Raw genomic sequence first — 18,672 nt, 5'->3', positions numbered from 1 at the left:
ACTCTATATTTCCCGATAGGGAACGCAAATGATGAACGCGAAAGTGCAGAGCCTGAAAGCCTTTCTTGCCGGCGCCGGCCGGGTCGCCTTCGTTGAGGTGGCCCGGACAAAAGGTTCGACGCCGCGCGAGACGGGTGCCTTCATGCTCGTCTCAGGATCGGCCACTTTCGGTACGATCGGCGGCGGCCAGCTCGAATACATGGCGATCGACAAAGCGCGACAGATGCTTTTCTCCCCCCTTGAGGGGGAGATGGCCGCGGAGCGGCCAGAGGGGGTCGTCTCAGAAGGTACCGCCAGCGCGTCGAGCACTGCCGCGGCGACCCCACCCGGCGGCTTCGCCGCCACCCTCCCCTCAAGGGGGAGGGATATCCGCGCCACCCTCGACATCGCGCTCGGCCCGGACATCGGGCAGTGCTGCGGCGGCAGGGTCGAGCTGCTGATCCAGCTAGTCGACCCCACGCTTGAAGCCAAGCTGGTTGCGGCGGCGGAAACCGAGGAAGCGCAGCGACCGCATGTCTACATCCTCGGCGGCGGCCATGTCGGCCAGGCGCTGGCCTCCGCGATGGCCTTGCTGCCGGTGCATGTCGTCGTTGTCGAGACGCGAGCCGAGGCGCTCAAAGGCATGCCGGAAGCGGTCGAAACCAAGCTGACGCCGATGCCTGAGGCGATGGTGCGCGAAGCCCCGGCTGGATCCGCCTTCGTCGTCCTTACACATGACCATGCGCTGGACTTCCTGATCGTCGCCGAGGCGCTGAAACGCCGGGATGTCGCCTACGCCGGCATGATCGGCTCCAGGACCAAGAAGGCGACCTTCCGGAACTGGTTCCTTAAGTCGGCGGACGGAAGCGAGGCGGAATTTGCCCGCCTCGTCTCGCCGATCGGCGGCGATGCGGTGAAAGACAAGCGCCCGCAAGTCATTGCAGCGCTCGCCGCGGCCGAGATTATGACGGCGTTGGCCGGCCATGCGGCGGCACCGTCCGCTCAGTCCAAAGCCCCTCACCGCAAGGCGATGGCCGGCTGACGTTTTGGCTATTCGTTCTCCTGCGTGTGCGCCTCAAGGAACCACAGCAATTTGTCGAGCGAGCGTGAATAGGCTGTGAAGATGTCGGCGGTGTCGGCATCGCCCGCGCCGGCCGCCTCGTCGATCGCCGCGCGTGCCCGCTTGGCGGTTGCGGCATAGCGGTCGATCAGCGCCGCCAGATGATCCCGGGTCTTGTGGATGTCGGTCGGATAGGCCTCGAGCATAGTCGCCTTCGACACCTCTTGCGATGTGCCGAGCGCCGTCCCGCCGAGCTGTACGGCGCGCTCGGCAATGGTGTCGACATGGCCGTCGAGCTCCTCGCGGAACGTGTCGAGCATCTCGTGGATGGCGATGAATTGCGGTCCCTTGACGTTCCAGTGCGCCTGCTTGGTGATCAAGGCCAGATCGATGGCGTCGGCGAGGCGGGCATTGAGAAGATCGACACACTCTTTTTTGGCATTGGATTGCAGGTCGTTGCGGGTGGCGATGGCATCCATGATCGGCTCCTGTGGCGGTTGCGTCCGCTTGGTTTGAAGAGGGCGAAGTTTGTGGAAGGTCAATCGAACATGCGCGCAGACGCCCTCATCGCCGCGCGGCACAGCATCCCAAACGGCGATCTCCGACTTTCGTTCCGCGCGTCGTTTACGCCGGCCTTTTCAAGCCCAGATGATCGCGCAGCGTGCTGCCTTCATAGTCCGTACGGAACAGCCCGCGCCGCTGTAGCTCCGGCACGACTAGTGTGGCAAAGGCATCGAGTTGGCCGGGAAAATAGGATGGCATGACGTTGAAACCGTCTGCGGCGCCGCCCTCGAAGCGTGCCTCGAGCTCGTCGGCGATCTGGGCGGGCGTTCCGACGACGCGCCAATGGCCGCGCGCGCCGGCGAAATGACGGGCAAGCTGGCGAATGGACAGCTTGTCGCGGCGTGATTGCTCGATGACGAGCGCCTGCCGGCTCTGCATGCCTTCGCTGGCCGGCAGCTCGGGCAGCGGTCCGTCGATGGGATAGCGCGCGAGATCGGATATGCTGAGGTAGCTGGAAAGCAGCGCGACACCGACATCGTCCGGTATCAGCTCCTGCAGTTCATCATGTTTTGCCCGGGCTTCCGCTTCGCTTGCGGCGACGACCGGCGCGACGCCGGGCATGATCTTGAGGTCGTCCGGCTGGCGCCCATAGGCCGCCAGCCGTCCCTTGAGGTCGTCGTAGAAGGCCTTCCCCTCCTCGAATGTTTGCGCCGCAGTGAACACCACATCGGCGGTCCGGACGGCGAGATCGCGGCCTTCGTCCGACGCTCCCGCCTGAACCATGACCGGCGCACCTTGTGGCGAGCGCGGCAGATCGAGCGGGTCGCGCACCGAAAAGCTTCTGCCTTCGTGTCCGCCCTGGCCTTGCCAAAGGCCAGCAACCACGGCAGCGAATTCGCGCGCCCGTTCGTAGCGGTCGGCATGCGGGCGCAGACCGGTCGAGCCGAAATTGGCGGCCTCGATCTGGCTGGCGGAAGTGACAAGGTTCCAGCCGGCACGGCCGCCGCTCAGGTGGTCGAGCGACAGGAAGGTTCGCGCCAGCCCGTAAGGCTCGTTATAGCTCGTCGACGCCGTTGAGACGAGGCCGATGCGCTCCGTCTGCACCGCGAGCGCGGCAAGCAGGCTGATCGGCTCGAAGCCGATCGAGCGTGAGGTCTGGCTGGCGATATCGACATTGGCCTCACGCACGCCGGCGGCGTCCTCGCAGAAGATCATGTCGCACTTCGCCGCTTCCGCCGTCCGCGCCAGCTGGATGTAGTGATCGATGTCGATGCCGGCCGTGACATGCGCCTGCCGATGGCGCCAGGCGGCGATGTGGTGGCCTGTCGCCCACAGGAAGGCGCCGAGCTTCATCTGCCGTAGACCGGTACCCATTGCCGATCCTCCCCGGCAAGTCCGAGATGGGAGCGAAGTGTCGCCCCGCGGTAACCAGGCCTAACGAGGCCGCGGCGGCGAAGGCCCGGCAGCACGCAATCAACGAAATTGTCGAGCGCTACCATCCGCGGCATGAGAATGTTAAAACCGTCACAAGCTGTGGAGCGAAAGCACTCTTCGAGCCGATCCGCAAACATGTCCGGGGCGGCGGCTATTTCGGCAACCGCGACAACGTTCATCAGCACTTTCAGCGCCTCCGGCCTGCGCCCGAACGCAAGCGCACGGCGCTTCAGATCGTCAGCCCAGTCGATCGATCGCTGGTCCCGCAGGACAACATCGGCGGTGCGGGCGGCAATATCCATGTCGGGCTCGGACAGGCCGGACATGACCAGCACCGGCGTGTCCTGCGGCGACCGCGCCACGTTGAGCGGCCCGCGCACGGAAAAATATTCGCCCTTGTGGTCGAGAAGGTGCATCTTCTCGGGATCGAAGAAGCGGCCGCCAACTTTGTCGAACAGCAGCGCGTCTGCGTCCCAGCCTTTCCACAAGCCTTGCACGATGCCGATGAATTCCTCGGCGCGCAGGCGGAAATCATCGCCGGAAAACCCTTCCTGTCGGCTGAAATTGGCGGCCTCGCGCGGGTCGGGCATCATGCTCGCGTTCCAGCCGGCGCGGCCATGGCTGATAATATCGAGCGAAGCGAAACGGCGCGCGAGATTATAGGGCTGGTGGGCGACCGTCGACGCTGCCGCGACGAGACCGATCCTGCTTGTCACCGTCGCCAGCGCTGCCAGCAAGGTCGTTGCTTCGAAGCGCATTTGCCGGTTCGGCCCGCCTGCAACCGGTGCGGAATCGCCCAGCAACACCATGTCCAGACCGGCCGCTTCGGCTTCTTGCACGAACCGCGTCAGCAGACTGAAGTCCGGGCCGGCGTCGGGCGGATGGGAAGGAGCGGCTTCCGGAGACAGTGAAACGGCGAGACACATTGTGGCGCCGTTGGCCATCGCTTTTCCCTGTTGAGCGAGATTCCTTGAGAATTATCTCGCCGGCTGGACGGAAAGCAATCGGCCAGCCAGCGATCATTTGCCGGCCAGAATATCCCTGATCAGCCGCTGGCAGCGCTCGGCCATGAAATCGAGCAGCAGCCGCACCTTCGGATCCTGCAGCTTCTTGTGCGGGTAGACGGCGGCGAACTGCACCGGCGTCGGCGGCGTGTTGCTCAGGATCACCTTCAGCCGCTGGTCGCGGATAAACGGCTCGACCTCGAAGCGCGGCTTGTTGATGATACCGCGGCCGGACAGCGCCCAGCCGGTCAGCACGTCGCCATCATCGGTATCGTAGGGGCCGTGCACCTCGAACTTTTGCGGCCCATTCGGCGTCTGCAGCGTCCAGACATATTCGCGCGCGCCGGAATAGCGCAGCATCAGGCAATCGTGTTTCTTGCCGATCAACTCCTGCGGCTCGGTCGGCTCGCCGCGCACGTCCAGATATTGCGGAGCCGCTACCAGCACGCGCTCGCAGTCCATGATGCCGCGCATCCTGAGGCTGGAATCCTCGATGATGCCCAGCCGGAACGCAACGTCGATGCCTTCCTTCATGATATCGACATTGTGATCGGAAAGCCGGAGCCGCACCTCGATATCTGGGTACCTGTCGTGGAAATCCGGGATTCCGGATGCTACCAGCCGCCGCCCGAGGCCGAGCGGCGCTGTCACCTTTATGGTGCCGCGCGGCTGGCCGGATAGCGCGCTGACCGCCGCTTCCGCCTCGGTGACCGCCTCCAGCACCTGCTTGGCGCCAGAGTAGAACACGGTGCCGTGCTCGGTCGGCATCAATTGTCGCGTCGTGCGGTTGAACAGCCTGACGCCCAGGTGCTTCTCGAGCTCCTTGATCCGGTTAGAGGCGACCGCGGGCGAAATGCGCATGTCGCGCCCAGCCGCCGACAAATTGCCGAGCTCGACGACGCGGACGAAAACGGCGATGTTGTCGAGATAGGCCATGCGGCTTCCGTGGCTCTCATGTGGCTGCGTATGATCAGCCTAGTATTTTCCAATTTTTTTTGAAAGTCATCGTGCAGCTCGGCCCTTTCCGTTTGCGCTCCAGTCCGTAAAGTCAGTGGATCGGCAGGGACGATTTTTTCATGATGGATTTCGCGATATTCTGGGATTGGCTGAGTTTCGCCGTGCGCTGGCTGCACGTCGTCACCGGTATCGCCTGGATTGGATCGTCCTTTTATTTCGTCGCGCTCGATCTCGGGCTGCGCCAGCGTCCGGGCATGCCTGCCGGAGCCTTCGGCGAGGAATGGCAGGTGCATGGCGGCGGCTTCTACCATGTGCAGAAATATCTGGTGGCGCCGGCTGAGATGCCCGAGCATCTGACCTGGTTCAAGTGGGAATCCTACGCCACCTGGCTGTCGGGCTTCGCCATGCTGTGCGTCGTCTACTATGCCGGGGCGGACCTGTTCCTGATCGATCCGAATGTCCTTGCCATGTCGGTGCCTACAGGCATCTTGCTGTCGCTGGCGACGATCGGCGTCGGCTGGGTGGTCTACGATCTCTTGTGCCGTTCGCCGCTCGGCAACAGCGACACCGGCCTGATGCTGGTGCTGTATGGGGTGCTGGTATTCATGGCCTGGGGACTGACCCACCTGTTCACCGGCCGCGCCGCCTTCCTGCATCTCGGCGCCATCACCGCGACGATCATGTCGGCCAACGTTTTCATGGTCATCATCCCCAACCAGAAGATCGTCGTCGCCGACCTGATCGCTGGCCGTAAGCCCAATCCGAAATACGGCAAGATCGCCAAACAGCGCTCGCTGCACAACAATTACCTGACGCTGCCGGTTTTGTTCCTGATGCTGTCGAACCATTATCCGCTGGCGTTCGGCACAGAGTTCAACTGGGTCATTGCCTCGCTGGTGTTCATCATCGGCGTGCTGATCCGGCACTATTTCAATACCAGGCACGCGCGCAAAGGCAATCCGACCTGGACCTGGCTGGCCGCCGCCGTCCTGTTCGTCGTCATCATCTGGCTGTCGACGGCACCGAAGCTGCTGACCGGCGAGGTCAAAACGTCCTCGGCGGCACAGGTCTACGTCGCCTCGGCGCACTTTCCCGCCGTGCGTGATACGGTGCTTGGCCGCTGTTCGATGTGCCATGCGGCGGAGCCGTCCTACGCGGGCATTTACCACGCGCCTAAGGGCGTGATGCTCGATACCGATGCCGGCATCGCCGAGCACGCCGGCGAGATCTACCTGCAGGCCGGACGCAGCCACGCCATGCCGCCCGCCAACGTCACGCAGATCACCGACAAGGAACGGGCACTGCTGGTAGCCTGGTTCGAAGGCGCGGGGAAATAGCATGACCAGCACGCTGCTGCGCGGCCGCACGCTGTCGTTTTTGCGCTGGCCAGAAACCATCGACGACCATTCCGCCTGGCGCTACGAGCAAGATGGCGGCCTGCTGATGCGCGACGGAAGGATCGTTGCCGCTGGCGCCTATGCCGAGGTCGAGAAAAAGGCGGGCGAGGGAACAAAAAAGGTCGACCACAGGCCACATCTGCTGCTGCCCGGGTTCATCGATGCGCATGCACATTTTCCGCAGATGCAGGTCATCGCTTCCTTCGGCGCCGAACTGCTCGACTGGCTGAACACCTACACTTTTCCGGAAGAGACCAAATTCCAGAACGCCCAGCATGGCCGCCGTATCGCCAGGCTGTTCCTGGATGAAGTGTTGCGCCACGGCACCACGACAGTGGCGGCCTATTGCTCGGTACACAAGGAATCTGCCGAAGCGTTCTTTGCCGAGTCGCACGACCGCAACATGCTCAACATCGCCGGCAAGGTGATGATGGACCGCAACGCGCCGGACGGCGTGCTCGACACGCCGCAATCGGGCTATGACGACAGCAAGGCGTTGATCGATGAGTGGCACGGCAAGGGGCGCCAGCACTATGCCATCACGCCGCGCTTCGCCATCACCTCGTCGCCCGAGCAATTGGAGATGGCGGGCGCGCTCTGCCGCGAATATCCTGATCTGCACATGCAGACACATCTGTCGGAAAACCACGCCGAGATCGCCTTCACGCAGCAATTATACCCGCAGACGCGGGACTACACCGACATCTACGAACACTATGGGCTGCTCGGGCGCAGAAGCCTGTTCGGCCATTGCATCCACCTGTCGGAACGCGAGGCGGATGCGCTTTCGGATAGCGGCTCGGTGGCGGTGTTCTGCCCAACCTCCAACCTGTTTCTCGGCTCGGGCCTGTTCGATTATCAGCGCTATAGCCGCCGCGAGAAGCCGCTTCGCATCGCCGCAGCCACCGATGTCGGCGGTGGCACCAACTATTCGATGCTGCGCACCATGGACGAGGGCTACAAGGTGATCGCGCTGAACGGCGAGAAGCTCAATCCGTTCCAGTCCTTCTGGCAGCTGACCCGCGGCAATGCCGAGGCGCTGTCGCTTGCGGAAAAGATCGGCACCCTGGAGGAAGGCAGCGACGCCGATATCATCGTGCTCGACGCCCGCGCCACGCCGGCGATGCGGCTGCGGGTGGAGACGGCGGACACGCTCGCCGAGGAATTATTTCTGCTGCAGACGCTCGGCGACGACCGCGCCGTGCGCGAGGTCTATATCGCCGGCCGGGCGGCCAAGGCGGATATAGCGGTTTAGCCGTCGTATGCGGCCGGCTTGACCGGGCGGCAGCCATCCGCCAAAGCAACAGGCGAGATCGACAGGGGAACGACATGGCCGTTGCGGACGACATCGCTCTGATCAAGAAACAGGAAGCCACGCTTGTCTTTTCGGCCTTCGACGAAGCCGTCGCTTTCGAGATCGGCTCGGCGATCCGCGACCGGGCTCTCAAGGAAAACCTGCCAATCATCGTCGATATCAGAACTTTCGACCGGCCGCTGTTCTATGCGGCAATGCCCGGCTCGAACGCCTCCAATCCGGACTGGGCGCGGCGCAAGATCAACGTCGTGCGGCGGTTCCTGAAAAGCACCTACCGCATTGTACTGGAGCAGCAGCGCCCCGACCGCAGCTTCAAGCCCGGCGAAGGGCTGGACGTTGCCGACTATGTGCTGGCCGGTGGCGGCTTTCCCATCACTGTCAAGGGCGCTGGCGTCATCGGCGTGATCGCCGTCTCCGGTCTACCGGAGCGCGAGGACCACGGAGTGGTCGTCGATACGCTGTGTAGCTACTTGGGCGTCGATAGCCAGGAGTTGGTCCTGCCGCCGGAAGCAACATCGTGACGTTGGCGCTGCCCCTCATCCGCCTGCCGGCACCTTCTCCCCGCGTAGTGACGGGGACAAGGGAAACGCTCCAACGCTGGCGATCCCCTCTTGCCGTCTCTCTGCGGGGAGAGGGTAACGGTGAGGGGCAGCGCAAACGCCGCAGAAGCTCGCACAGCGTCCGTGGTACCTCAGTATGACCGCGCTCGATCCCAAGTCCTTTCTCATTTCGATCTTCAACGCCGCCGTTGCCGCCGCGGATCCCCAGAGGACGATCAAGGATCATTTGCCGGCAAGGCCGAAGGGCCGGACCATCGTCATCGGTGCAGGAAAAGGCTCGGCGCAGATGGCGGCGGCTTTCGAGAAAGTGTGGGACCGGCCGATCGAAGGGCTGGTCGTCACCCGCTACGGCTATGGCGCGGCCTGCCGGCGCATCGAGATCATCGAGGCGGCGCATCCGGTGCCGGATGGCGCGGGGCTCGAAGCTTCCCGGCGGCTGCTCGAAAAGATCCAGGGACTGACTGCGGACGACCTCGTCGTGGCGCTCATTTCGGGCGGCGGCTCGGCGCTGCTGCCGTCACCTGCCGAAGGTCTGACGCTGGCCGATGAGATCGCCGTCAACGAGGCGCTGCTCGCCTCCAGCGCGCCGATCGCCGCGATGAACACCATCCGCAAACACCTTTCCACGATCAAGGGCGGCAGGCTGGCAGCCGCTGCCTATCCAGCCAAGGTGGTGTCGCTGGTGGTCTCCGACATTCCGGGCGATAATCCGGCGCTGGTCGCTTCCGGCCCGACTGTTCCCGATTCCGGCAGCCGCGAAGATGCATTAGCGTCGATCGCCGCCTATGACATGAAACTACCGGCTTCAGTGATGGCGCACATCAATTCGCCGGCCGCCGATGCACCGCGCGTCGATGATCCGCGTTTTTCGCGCAACGAGGTACATCTGATCGCCTCGGCCGGCGTATCGCTGGAAGCGGCTGCGGCCGAAGCCAGGTACCAAGGTATCGAAGCGGTCATTCTCTCCGATTCCATCGAGGGCGAGGCGCGTGAGGTCGGCGGCGTCCACGCTGCAATCGCGCGCGAAGTGGCGACGCGCAACCGGCCATTCGCAAAACCGGTGCTGATCCTGTCGGGCGGCGAGACGACCGTGACCTTGCGCGCGAAAGGCAAAGGCGGCCGCAACTCGGAATTCCTGCTCGCCTTCGCCATTGGGATCAGCGGCCTGGCGGGCGTCCACGCACTGGCCGCCGACACCGACGGCATAGACGGTTCGGAAGACAATGCCGGCGCCTTCGCCGACGGCTCGACAGTGTCGCGGATGCATAAGGCGGGCATCGATGCCAAGGCCATGCTTGCCGGCAACAACGCCTGGACGGCATTCAATGCCGTAGATGACCTTTTCGTACCCGGTCCGACCGGCACAAACGTCAACGATCTCAGGGCGATATTGATCAAATAGCTCAGGCGGCCATCAGCTTTTTCACCGCTCTCATATCCTGCAGGAACCGGTCGCGTTCTGCCTGCCTGTCCGCCGGCTCGCGAATGCGCAGGATGAAGGACGGGTGGATGGTGACGAAGACACGCAAGCCATCGTCACGCTCCACGACGGCCCCGCGCATCTTCATGATCGGCACCACCTTGCCGAGCAGCGCCTGCGCCGCCGTTGCGCCGAGCGCCACCGCCAGATTGGGCTTGATCAGATCGATTTCCTTGTCGAGCCACCAGCGACAAGCCTGCACCTCGCCGGCGTTCGGCTTGGAGTGGATGCGCCGCTTGCCGCGCGGCTCGAACTTGAAATGCTTGACTGCGTTGGTGACGTAGACTTTCAGCCGATCGACGCCGGCATCGTCCAGGATCGCGTCGAACACCTTGCCCGCCGGACCGACGAAGGGCTTGCCCGCCAGGTCCTCCTGGTCGCCCGGCTGTTCGCCGACGAAGATCACCTTGGCTTTATCAGGGCCTTCACCGAACACGGTCTGCGTGGCGTCGTGCCATAGCGGACAGCGGCGGCAGATCTTGGCCGTTTCACGCAGTTCAGGAATCGTCCTGGCGTCGATTTCTGTCGTTTCCGGAGACTTGCTTGCAGGCAAGCGTCTTGCCTGCACTTTGGCATGGTGCGGCGTCGGGGTTGTCTGCATCCTGGCGATCATGACTAAGGCGGCCTTGCTCGCTCCTGCAATCAGACACGCAATGAGCAAAGCCCGCCGAAGGTTCCGCTGAAATTATTCCGCATGGGCCTTCACCGGCGGATGGCCGACGATGTGATGCCCTACACCTCGTGCAGATAGAGGTGATAATCCAGTTCGCTGACCGTGCGCGCCACGCGCAGATATTCCGACTGCTTGATCGCCACGAACGTCCGGTGCAGGTCTTCGCCCAATGCGCCCTTGAGGAAGGTCGACGCCCTTGCCGCCTCGATCGCGGCACGCCAGTCGACCGGCATCGTCGTGCGCGTGACGGCTGATTCGTAGCCATTGCCGGTGGTTTCGGGACCGGGATCGAGGCCTTCGTCGAGGCCTTTGACGACACCGGCCAGCACCGTTGCCGCCACCAGGTAAGGATTCGCGTCGACGCCCGATGGCCGGTGCTCGATGCGGCGGTTCCTGGCATCGCCGGCCGGCACACGCAGTGCCACCGAACGGTTGTTGACGCCCCAGGTCGGCGCCACCGGCGCATAGGATTGCGAGACGAAGCGCCGCCATGAATTGGCGTGCGGCGCGAAGACCAGCATCGATTCCGCCATCGTCTGGATCAGTCCGCCGAGGCCGCGCAGCAGCGGCAGCGACCAGCTTTCGCCGCCGGTTTCGGCAAAGACATTCTTGCCGGCATCGTCCAGCAGCGAGACGTGAAAATGCATGCCCGAGCCGGCATATTTCTCGATCGGCTTGGCCATGAAGCAAGCGGTGACACCATGACGGCGCGCCTGCGCCCGCACCAGTCGCTTGAGCATGACGAGATCGTCGGCCGCCCGCATCACATCCTTGCGGTAGTTGAGCGTCAGCTCGTACTGGCCGGGCGCATATTCCGAGATGACCGTCTCGGCCGGGATGCCTTGCACCTTGGCTGCGGCGTAGATGTCGGAAAACAGCGGCTCCATGCCGTGCAGATGGTCGACCGAATAGACCTCAGTCTTGGCCGAGCGGCGTCCGTCAAGCACCGCGTGCGCCGGCTGCACCTTGCCTTCGGCGTCGCGCTCGTTGGCGAGCAGGAAGAATTCGAGCTCGAAGGCGCCGGCCGGATGCAGGCCCTGGGCCGCGAGGATGTCTACCTGGCGGGCGAGTGCCAGCCGCGGGTCGGACGACATCGGCTGGCCATCGAGATGGTACATCGCCATCAGCACCTGACCGCGCGGCGGCTGGGTGCCGAACAGCGGCACCAGTGTGCCGGGGATCGGCCACGCCCGCAGGTCGCCGTCGCCCGTCGTCCAGATCAGCCCGGTCTCGTGAACATCCTCGCCGGTGATGTCGAGGCCGAGGATCGAGATCGGCATGTGCCGGCCCCCCTCGAAGATGCTCATCAACTCATGCCGGCGCACGATCTTGCCGCGCCCGACGCCATTGGCGTCGGTCAGCACGATGTCGAACGCTTCGATCTCGGGATGAGCGTCGAGAAAGGCCAGCGCCTCGGCGGGCGTCGAGCCCGAAGGGGATGCCGTGACCAGGTTCAAACTTTGCTTGGGCGCTTGTTTCATGCCGCAAGCTTGTCTCACGCCGTAAGCTTTGCCGCAACCGCGCCGAAGGCAGTGATCAGCCGGTTCACCTGGGCGGCGCTGGTCGCAGGAGAGATCAGCATCATGTTGTGGAAGGGTGCGATCAGCACGCCGCGATTGACCAGCGCGACATGGATTGCCGCCTCGAGCTCCGGCACGTGCGCAGCCTCCGCTTCGCCGCCGTTCCTCAGCGGGCCCGGCGCGCAGATGAACTCGACACGGGCACCGACGCGAGCAACATGCCAGGGCAGACGATAGCGATCGATGACGGCGGTCAGCCCGGCGTCGAGCCGCCGCGCCAGATTGTCCATATGGCTGTAGTTCTCGTCGGTCATGACATATTCGAGCGTGGCGCGCATCGCTGCGAACTGCAGCGGATTGGCCGACAGCGTTGTCCCCATGCCGGAGTAGCCGGGCTCTTTCCGGCTGATATAAGCGGCATAGCGGGCCGCAACGTCTTCGCTCATGCCCCAGACGCTCGCCGGTACGCCGCCGGCAATCGGCTTGCCTAGCACGAACAGGTCCGGCTCCAGCCCGTATTTGCTTGTATAGCCGCCGGGACCGGTCGAGATTGTATGCGTCTCGTCGATTAGAAGCAGCGTGCCGGTCGCACGGGTGAGACGCCGCAAGCCATCATGAAAGCCGGCTTCGGGCAGCACCATGCAGGAATTGGTCAGCACCGGCTCGGCGATGACGCAGGCGACATCGTTGCCCCGGAGTGCCGCGTCGAGCGCCGGCAGATCGTTGAATTCGACGACATCAGTCGCCCGCGTCAGGTCGCGGAACTCGCCGGCCAGTCCCGGTCGATTCACCGCTTTCCCGGCGACCAGCCGCACCATCGTCTCGTCGACCGAGCCATGATAGCAGCCGTTGAAGACCAGTATCTTCTCCCGGCCGGTAACGGCGCGGGCAACCCGCAGCGCGAAGCGGTTGGCATCGGTCGCCGTCGTCGCGATCTGCCAGAATGGCAAGCCGAAACGCTGCTGCAGCAGCGGCCCGATGGCGAGGGCGTTCTCGGCAGGCAGCATGTAGGTCAGGCCGCGTCCGGCCTGCCTGCGGATGGCGCGTGCGACCGGCGGCGGCGAATGACTGAACATCGAACCGGTGTCGCCAAGGCAGAAATCGTCGAGCCGGTTGCCGTCGATATCTCTGATGATGGCGCCCCTGGCACTATCGACAAGGATCGGGAACGGCGTCGGCCAGTCGTTCATCCAATGCATCGGCACGCCGCCGAAGAAGCCGGGCAGGCCATTGCCGATTTTCGCCATCGATTTCGGCCGCGCCCGGCAGAAGACTTCTGCCTCGGTCGCGCGCAACTCGGCGATCCGGGCCGGGCCGATGCCGCCGATGGAAGTCTTTGCATGGTTCATGACGTTCATGGCGGCCCTCTCAGTCGCACATTAGACAATCGGCGGCCGCTACCGCAATTGGCCGGGCGGCTGCCCTGTGTTGGGTCAGCGGTCATTTGAATGAAAACAGGCGCTTGACCGCGAGCCGCCTTCGGGCGCCAATGGTACTTCGGCTGGAGGGCATAAGATGGTGCGGGCGACCGTCTGCGCAACAACGCTGCTGTCGTCGGTTGGTGCGGCTCTGGCGTCCGGCGGCATCTGGTGTTCCGCCGAGGATGCAGCCGTCAAATTTCAGATCGGTGCCGGGGTCACCAGAGGCATGGGCGGGCCGACCTTCAATTTTAGCGGCGAGCTCGAGATTCTGGGCAGGCCGGCTGCCGACAGTCTGCGCAAGACGGTGTTCGAGGATCAGAACCTCACGCAATATTGGCTCGACAACAAGGAATTGCGGCTGCTCGTCTACCACGAACGGCAGGTCGAAAACGCCTACGGCTACGTCGAACTGGCGATCCTGACCAAGGTCAGCGACGAAGGCGTCTATGACGGCCGCTATTTGCTCTCAATCTATGATGGAACGGCCGAGGCCGAAAAGGACGGCAAGCAGGCTGAATTGACCGGCAAAGTATCTTGCGGAGCCGAGTAAGTAACAGGCTACGCCGAAATATCGATGACGCCGCAGTCGCCAGCAGCGCTGCCAAAGGCGACGCGGCGCTCTTCCTTGTCCCACATCATCGAAGTGACGGCGCCCTTGCCGGGCCGGCGCAACAGCACTTCCTTGGCGTCGGCGAAGCGCACCGCCATCACCATCCCGTCATCATAGCCGATAGCAACGACGTCCTGGCTCGGGTGACAGGCGACGGAGGTGACCATCGCATTGCCGCGCGTGCCGAGTTCCAGCGGCGCCTTGCCCATCGGCCCGTCCTTGCCCGAAAACGGCCAGACGATCGCCGCCGGCGCGCCGGAACTCGCCAGCCATTTGCCCTTGGCGCTCCACGACAGGCTTTTGACCTTGCCGGGGTAGCCGGACATGCGCATGTGCTTGCCGTCGGCGAGCTTCCAGCCATGTAGCGCGTTTTCCTGCATGGTGGTGACGAGGAAGCCGCCGTCCGGCGAGAAGGTGATGCCGGTGTGGGCGCCGGCCCATTCGAGCTCGACCGGCCTGCCGTCGGCAGCCGGGAAGTGCAGCGTCGCGCCATTGTAGCGGGCAACGCCGAAGCGCATGCCCTTGGGCGAGAAGGCAAGCCCCTCGACTGAGCGCGGATGCGAGAATTCCCTGGTTTTACCGTCGGCAAAGCGCACATAGGCAATCTTGCCCGAAGCATAGGCAACAGCGCCTTGCGGCCCGGCGGCGACGCTGGTTATCCATTTTTTGCCTGCGGTCGCCAATTCCATTGTATTGCCGCCTGGGGTCACGGCAAAGATACTGCCGTCCTCACCACCGGTGATCAGTCGGTCGTTTGCCGCATCATGGAAGGCGGCGAGCATTCCGTCATTGGCCTGCACCGTCTTGTGGCCGTGGTCGAGCCGATGGATTGTGCCGTCGGCCAGCGCAAAATGCGGCACGTCGCCGAGAAACACGGCGGAGAGGCAGTGGCCTTCGAGATCGAGCGGGGCGACTGTCGGCATGAGAGATCATTCCGTTCGAGATTTCTGCTTGTCATCTAACCCCGCCGGGCTGTCGGCGAGGCTCCGCCTTCTCCCCTTGTGGGAGAAGGTGGATTGGCGCGCAGCGCCAAGACGGATGAGGGGTGCTGGACGGAGTGCCGTCCTTGCCAAGCTGGAACACCCCTCATCCGACCGAGCTTTCGCTCGGCCACCTTCTCCCACAAGGGGAGAAGGAGAGAAGGGGCAGCGCTAGCGCTATAAAGTCCGGAAATCAAGCGGCCTGGCAGGCCTCGAAGCTTGTCTTCAGTCGCTCGGCGTCGAGTTCGCGGCCGATGAACACCAGCCGGCTCTCGTGCTTCTCGTCGTCCTTCCAGGCGCGCTGGTGGTCGCCCTCGATGATCATGTGCACACCCTGGATGACATAGCGCTCGTCATCGCCTTTCAGCGCAATGATCCCTTTCAGCCGCAAGATGTTCGGGCCTTCCATTTGGGTGACCTTCTCGATCCACGGGAAGAACTTTTTCGGGTCCATCTCGCCGCCGCGCAGCGACACCGACTGCACAGTCACGTCATGGATGTCGGAAGGGTGCGCATGATGATGCCCGTCATGATCGTGGTGATCATGGCCGTCGCGATCATGGTGATGGTGGTCATGATCATGATCATGATGGTCGTGATCGTCATGCGCCTCGAGGAAGTGCGGATCGTTCTCCAGCGCCCGGGACAGGTCGAACGCACCGCGATCGAGCACCTCGGACAGCGCCACGCTGGCGCGTGTGGTGCGGTGGATTCGTGCCGCCGGGTTGATGGCGCGGATCGTCGCCTCCACCTTGCTCAGCTCTTCGGGGGTGACCAGATCGGTCTTGTTGAGCACGACGACATCGGCAAAGGCGATCTGGTCCTCGGCCTCGCGGGAATCCTTGAGGCGCAGCGGCAAGTGCTTGGCGTCGACCAGCGCCACCACCGCATCGAGCCTGGTCTTGGAACGCACGTCGTCGTCCATGAAGAAGGTTTGCGCCACCGGCACGGGATCGGCGAGGCCTGTGGTCTCGACGACGATGGCGTCGAAGCGGCCAGGCCTGCGCATCAGGCCTTCGACGACGCGGATCAGGTCGCCGCGCACGGTGCAGCAGACGCAGCCATTGTTCATCTCGTATATTTCCTCGTCGGATTCCACAATCAGCTCGTTGTCGATGCCAATCTCGCCGAATTCATTGACGATGACGGCGTAGCGCTTGCCGTGGTTTTCCGAAAGGATGCGGTTGAGCAGTGTCGTCTTGCCGGCGCCGAGATAGCCGGTGAGGACGGTTACGGGGATCTGCGTCTGTGCGTCGCTCATATTGTGCCTCGAATTAGGGATTGTCGGCTCCATATAGGATGTGTGCTCGGCTTTTGCACGAGGCAAACCGGTGGGCCAAAGAGGGGCTGGTATTGCCGAACTTTCCTCACATTACCGAACTTTCATTGGCGCCGCCTGACAGCGGGCCCTAGACAGGCGGGGTCATTTACGGAGCTGTTCGCGTTGAAGAGGCGCCAGATGTCCGACAAGTCCTTGCCACTGAGCCGTCGGCAGGCGCTCGGTCTCGTTGCGGTTACCGCTGGCGGCATATTCCTGCCCGCCGGTGCAAGGGCCGGGCAGGTTTCGCCCTATGCCGGGCTTGCTTTGTTTGAAGCCGGTGCCGGTGTCTGCACCATCACGCCCGAGGTCACAGAAGGGCCGTTCTATTTCGACCCGAAGCTCGAACGCGCCGACATCACCGAGGGCAAGAAGGGCATCGCCCTCAATGTGCGGCTGCAAATCGTCGACGCCGCCTGCCGGCCGCTTCCCGGCGCACGCGTCGATATCTGGCATTGCGATGCCCAGGGCACCTATTCCGGATATCCCGGACAGGGCGACGGGCAGGATATCGACACGTCCGGCCAGAGCTTTCTCCGCGGCTGGCAGAGAACCGATGAAAGCGGCATCGCTTCTTTCGCCACCATCTATCCCGGCTGGTATCGCGGCCGCACCACCCACATCCATTTCAAGATCTTCCCCGACGACCGCTCGGTGATGACCGGCCAGATGTTCTTCCCCGACAGCCTCAGCGAGCAGATATTCGCCACCGTCGCGCCCTATAAAGATCGCCCGGGCAAACGCGATACATCGAACGCGCGGGACGGCATTGCGCGGCAGGCCGGGCCGCTGTCGCAGGCAGCGCTGCGGGAAATGGCGGACGCCTATCAGGCGTTGATGGTGGTCGCGGTGAAAGCCGGTTGAGAACACCTCGTCACGTCCCCATCCAGCCATTGCGGAAAGTCGTTTGTCATCTAACTGAAATAAACATCTGGCATTAGCCACGGCGAACACCGCGAAGCTTGCCGGCAAAGCTATTTTCCGGGCCGGAATGTTTTCGATCGTCATTGCCAATCGGCGGCCTGCTTCTATGCTGTCCGCTCCGGTTCGGCCGAGGAGGGATGAGCATGGCCAAGGCGGACAAGACTGCAACAATGAGCCGGCTGCATTCGGCGGCGCGGCTGGCGCGCACGGCGCTCGCCGCCCGGCTTCTGGCGCATGGTTTCTATGCCGGCCAGGACCAGATCATGCTGGCGCTCGACCGCGAGGACGGGCAGACGCCCGGCAACCTTGCCGGCCGCCTCGGCGTGCGTCCGCCAACCATCACCAAGACCATCAACCGGCTGCAGGCGCAGGGTTTTCTGGAGAAGCGGGCCTCGTCCGCCGATGCCCGCCAGGCGCATATTTTCCTCACCGACACCGGCCGCGAAATCATCCACGCCATCGAGAAGTCGGTGAAGAAGACCGAAAAGCAGGCATTGAAGGGTCTTGACAAGAAGGACCAGAAAGCGCTGTTCAAGCTGCTTGCCCGCGTCGAGGCGAACCTGTCGAACGGCGAAATGGTGCTCCCGGATGACGAACTGGACATCGAAGACAAGATGCTTGAATAGCTCACGCGTTCGCCGCTGACGGCCGCCGCGTCAGTGCCGACCAACGTCCCGGTGTGACGCCGAACGCCTTCTTGAAATGCCGATTGAAATGGCTTTGATCACTGAAGCCGGCTGCGATGGCGATTTGCGCCAGCGGCTCGTCGGCTTCGATCATCCGACGGGCCCGCTGAAGCCGGCGCATCACCAGGAACCGGTGCGGGCTGGTGGAGAAGGTAGCGCGGAAATGCCGCGAAAGGGCATAACGGTCCAATCCGGTTATCGCCTCCAATTCGTCTGAACGTACAATCCGCGCGACATTTTCCTCCAGATAGTCGCGCGCCAGGCTGGCGGCGCGCCACGCCGTTTTCGCTACCGGTTTCGCCGGCTGACCGGCGTGCCGGGCCAGGCTTTGCATAAGCTGCGTCATAAAATCGACGACAAACAGCTCGTCCAGTTCCTGATCCAGCGGCCCGAGCGCCGAAAGCAGCGTCGCGCGGAGATCGCGGTCTGTCACCACGGCATTCCCGACGAATGGCAGTGATCCGCCGCCGAGACAATCGAGCATCAGGGACGGCTCCAAATAGAGCATTCTGTATCGCAAGCCGTCTTCGGTGCCGGCACCGCCATCGTGCAGTTCGTCGGGATGAAGGATAATTATCTGGCCGGGCAAGCTCTTGTGCATTTGGCCGCGATAGCGGAAGCGCTGCACGCCATAAAGCGTCACCCCGATCGCATAGGTGTCGTGGCGATGGAGATCGAAGGCATTGCCGTGGAACCGGGCCTCGATGCGTTCCATCCCGGCAGCACCGGGTGCCGGTACGATGCAGTTCTCGGCTGCATCCACGCACAAACGTCCAAGACCCTGAAAGGCTTCCCGGTCTAGATCGTGCGCCATAACTTCACTCGCAGCCTCGGATTGGCCCCCTTTTCG

18 protein-coding genes are annotated in these 18,672 nt (G+C 63.4%); 8 read left to right on the top strand and 10 right to left on the bottom strand.

Annotated features, from left to right (window positions below; all coding sequences use genetic code 11):
• Positions 1 to 31 precede the first annotated feature (31 nt).
• Positions 32 to 1,021 (top strand): xanthine dehydrogenase accessory protein XdhC, encoded by a 990-nt coding sequence (gene xdhC / locus NKH04_RS01955; RefSeq protein ID WP_353044007.1) that lies wholly within the window; start codon positions 32 to 34, stop codon positions 1,019 to 1,021.
• An 8-nt stretch (positions 1,022 to 1,029) separates the two neighbouring features.
• Here the strand turns inward: xdhC and dps are convergent, their stop codons facing one another.
• From dps to NKH04_RS01935, 4 genes are all read right to left on the bottom strand, one after another.
• Positions 1,030 to 1,518, bottom strand: a complete 489-nt coding sequence (gene dps / locus NKH04_RS01950) for a DNA starvation/stationary phase protection protein Dps (protein ID WP_353043991.1) — start codon at positions 1,516 to 1,518, stop codon at positions 1,030 to 1,032.
• A gap of 145 nt (positions 1,519 to 1,663) precedes the next feature.
• The gene (locus tag NKH04_RS01945) at positions 1,664 to 2,917 is read right to left on the bottom strand and encodes an LLM class flavin-dependent oxidoreductase (protein WP_353043990.1); all 1,254 of its coding nucleotides are present in this window, start codon (positions 2,915 to 2,917) and stop codon (positions 1,664 to 1,666) included.
• Entirely contained in the window at positions 2,893 to 3,921 is a 1,029-nt protein-coding gene (locus NKH04_RS01940) for an LLM class flavin-dependent oxidoreductase (RefSeq protein ID WP_353043989.1), read from the bottom strand. Before NKH04_RS01940 ends, NKH04_RS01945 begins: the two co-directional genes overlap by 25 nt.
• Before the next feature lie 75 nt (positions 3,922 to 3,996).
• On the bottom strand, positions 3,997 to 4,917 hold the full coding sequence (locus NKH04_RS01935; RefSeq protein ID WP_352452229.1) for a LysR family transcriptional regulator: 921 nt from the start codon (positions 4,915 to 4,917) through the stop codon (positions 3,997 to 3,999).
• Positions 4,918 to 5,057: 140 nt separating this feature from the next.
• Between NKH04_RS01935 and NKH04_RS01930 the strand changes: the two genes are divergently transcribed.
• The 4 genes from NKH04_RS01930 (at position 5,058) to NKH04_RS01915 (ending at position 9,612) form a co-directional block, all read left to right on the top strand.
• Positions 5,058 to 6,275 carry a urate hydroxylase PuuD gene (locus tag NKH04_RS01930; RefSeq protein WP_352469862.1) on the top strand — a complete coding sequence of 406 codons (1,218 nt, stop codon included), beginning with the start codon at positions 5,058 to 5,060 and terminating at the stop codon, positions 6,273 to 6,275.
• 1 nt (position 6,276) lies between these two features.
• Complete coding sequence (guaD, locus tag NKH04_RS01925; protein WP_353043988.1) at positions 6,277 to 7,590, top strand: guanine deaminase; 1,314 nt, start codon at positions 6,277 to 6,279, stop codon at positions 7,588 to 7,590.
• Positions 7,591 to 7,664: 74 nt separating this feature from the next.
• Positions 7,665 to 8,171 carry a heme-degrading domain-containing protein gene (locus NKH04_RS01920; RefSeq protein ID WP_352697149.1) on the top strand — a complete coding sequence of 169 codons (507 nt, stop codon included), beginning with the start codon at positions 7,665 to 7,667 and terminating at the stop codon, positions 8,169 to 8,171.
• 175 nt (positions 8,172 to 8,346) lie between these two features.
• A complete protein-coding gene (locus NKH04_RS01915) occupies positions 8,347 to 9,612 on the top strand; it encodes a glycerate kinase type-2 family protein (protein ID WP_352469865.1) in 1,266 nt (421 codons plus the stop codon).
• Position 9,613: 1 nt separating this feature from the next.
• Here NKH04_RS01915 and NKH04_RS01910 read toward each other — a convergent pair whose 3' ends face one another.
• The 3 genes from NKH04_RS01910 to NKH04_RS01900 form a co-directional block, all read right to left on the bottom strand.
• On the bottom strand, positions 9,614 to 10,336 hold the full coding sequence (locus NKH04_RS01910) for a UdgX family uracil-DNA binding protein (protein ID WP_352470171.1): 723 nt from the start codon (positions 10,334 to 10,336) through the stop codon (positions 9,614 to 9,616).
• An 86-nt stretch (positions 10,337 to 10,422) separates the two neighbouring features.
• On the bottom strand, positions 10,423 to 11,844 hold the full coding sequence (locus NKH04_RS01905) for a glutamine synthetase family protein (RefSeq protein WP_352540365.1): 1,422 nt from the start codon (positions 11,842 to 11,844) through the stop codon (positions 10,423 to 10,425).
• 14 nt (positions 11,845 to 11,858) lie between these two features.
• Positions 11,859 to 13,241: an aspartate aminotransferase family protein gene (locus tag NKH04_RS01900; RefSeq protein WP_353043987.1), complete on the bottom strand. Its 1,383-nt coding sequence runs from the start codon at positions 13,239 to 13,241 to the stop codon at positions 11,859 to 11,861.
• Between the two features lie 157 nt (positions 13,242 to 13,398).
• Between NKH04_RS01900 and NKH04_RS01895 the strand changes: the two genes are divergently transcribed.
• A complete protein-coding gene (locus NKH04_RS01895; protein WP_352818675.1) occupies positions 13,399 to 13,854 on the top strand; it encodes a hypothetical protein in 456 nt (151 codons plus the stop codon).
• An 8-nt stretch (positions 13,855 to 13,862) separates the two neighbouring features.
• Here the strand turns inward: NKH04_RS01895 and NKH04_RS01890 are convergent, their stop codons facing one another.
• On the bottom strand, positions 13,863 to 14,837 hold the full coding sequence (locus NKH04_RS01890; protein ID WP_353043986.1) for a WD40 repeat domain-containing protein: 975 nt from the start codon (positions 14,835 to 14,837) through the stop codon (positions 13,863 to 13,865).
• Between the two features lie 250 nt (positions 14,838 to 15,087).
• Positions 15,088 to 16,155, bottom strand: a complete 1,068-nt coding sequence (locus NKH04_RS01885) for a CobW family GTP-binding protein (RefSeq protein ID WP_352767327.1) — start codon at positions 16,153 to 16,155, stop codon at positions 15,088 to 15,090.
• A 198-nt stretch (positions 16,156 to 16,353) separates the two neighbouring features.
• On the opposite strand from NKH04_RS01885, the gene NKH04_RS01880 reads away from it, so the two are divergent.
• Together NKH04_RS01880 and NKH04_RS01875 are read left to right on the top strand one after the other, a co-directional pair.
• Positions 16,354 to 17,076 (top strand): intradiol ring-cleavage dioxygenase, encoded by a 723-nt coding sequence (locus tag NKH04_RS01880; RefSeq protein ID WP_353043985.1) that lies wholly within the window; start codon positions 16,354 to 16,356, stop codon positions 17,074 to 17,076.
• 203 nt (positions 17,077 to 17,279) lie between these two features.
• A complete protein-coding gene (locus NKH04_RS01875) occupies positions 17,280 to 17,762 on the top strand; it encodes a MarR family winged helix-turn-helix transcriptional regulator (protein WP_254816029.1) in 483 nt (160 codons plus the stop codon).
• A gap of 1 nt (position 17,763) precedes the next feature.
• Here NKH04_RS01875 and NKH04_RS01870 read toward each other — a convergent pair whose 3' ends face one another.
• Positions 17,764 to 18,636, bottom strand: coding sequence for an AraC family transcriptional regulator (locus NKH04_RS01870; protein WP_352540371.1), 873 nt, complete (start codon positions 18,634 to 18,636; stop codon positions 17,764 to 17,766).
• Positions 18,637 to 18,672 lie beyond the last annotated feature (36 nt).

This window comes from Mesorhizobium sp. M1365, assembly GCF_040317865.1.
In the GTDB taxonomy this organism is placed as follows: domain Bacteria; phylum Pseudomonadota; class Alphaproteobacteria; order Rhizobiales; family Rhizobiaceae; genus Mesorhizobium.
Note: the sequence above shows the minus strand (reverse complement) of the source record. Positions and strands in the feature narration are given on the sequence as shown.

Coding starts and splice junctions, on each gene's coding strand:
- NKH04_RS01940 (WP_353043989.1), bottom strand. CDS start 3,921: ATGGCCAACGGCGCCACAATGTGTCTCGCCGTTTCACTGTCTCCGGAA.
- NKH04_RS01880 (WP_353043985.1), top strand. CDS start 16,354: ATGTCCGACAAGTCCTTGCCACTGAGCCGTCGGCAGGCGCTCGGTCTC.
- xdhC (WP_353044007.1), top strand. CDS start 32: ATGAACGCGAAAGTGCAGAGCCTGAAAGCCTTTCTTGCCGGCGCCGGC.
- NKH04_RS01920 (WP_352697149.1), top strand. CDS start 7,665: ATGGCCGTTGCGGACGACATCGCTCTGATCAAGAAACAGGAAGCCACG.
- NKH04_RS01900 (WP_353043987.1), bottom strand. CDS start 13,241: ATGAACGTCATGAACCATGCAAAGACTTCCATCGGCGGCATCGGCCCG.
- NKH04_RS01890 (WP_353043986.1), bottom strand. CDS start 14,837: ATGCCGACAGTCGCCCCGCTCGATCTCGAAGGCCACTGCCTCTCCGCC.
- NKH04_RS01915 (WP_352469865.1), top strand. CDS start 8,347: ATGACCGCGCTCGATCCCAAGTCCTTTCTCATTTCGATCTTCAACGCC.
- NKH04_RS01875 (WP_254816029.1), top strand. CDS start 17,280: ATGGCCAAGGCGGACAAGACTGCAACAATGAGCCGGCTGCATTCGGCG.
- guaD (WP_353043988.1), top strand. CDS start 6,277: ATGACCAGCACGCTGCTGCGCGGCCGCACGCTGTCGTTTTTGCGCTGG.
- NKH04_RS01885 (WP_352767327.1), bottom strand. CDS start 16,155: ATGAGCGACGCACAGACGCAGATCCCCGTAACCGTCCTCACCGGCTAT.
- NKH04_RS01895 (WP_352818675.1), top strand. CDS start 13,399: ATGGTGCGGGCGACCGTCTGCGCAACAACGCTGCTGTCGTCGGTTGGT.
- NKH04_RS01935 (WP_352452229.1), bottom strand. CDS start 4,917: ATGGCCTATCTCGACAACATCGCCGTTTTCGTCCGCGTCGTCGAGCTC.
- NKH04_RS01945 (WP_353043990.1), bottom strand. CDS start 2,917: ATGGGTACCGGTCTACGGCAGATGAAGCTCGGCGCCTTCCTGTGGGCG.
- NKH04_RS01930 (WP_352469862.1), top strand. CDS start 5,058: ATGATGGATTTCGCGATATTCTGGGATTGGCTGAGTTTCGCCGTGCGC.
- NKH04_RS01905 (WP_352540365.1), bottom strand. CDS start 11,844: ATGAAACAAGCGCCCAAGCAAAGTTTGAACCTGGTCACGGCATCCCCT.
- NKH04_RS01870 (WP_352540371.1), bottom strand. CDS start 18,636: ATGGCGCACGATCTAGACCGGGAAGCCTTTCAGGGTCTTGGACGTTTG.
- dps (WP_353043991.1), bottom strand. CDS start 1,518: ATGGATGCCATCGCCACCCGCAACGACCTGCAATCCAATGCCAAAAAA.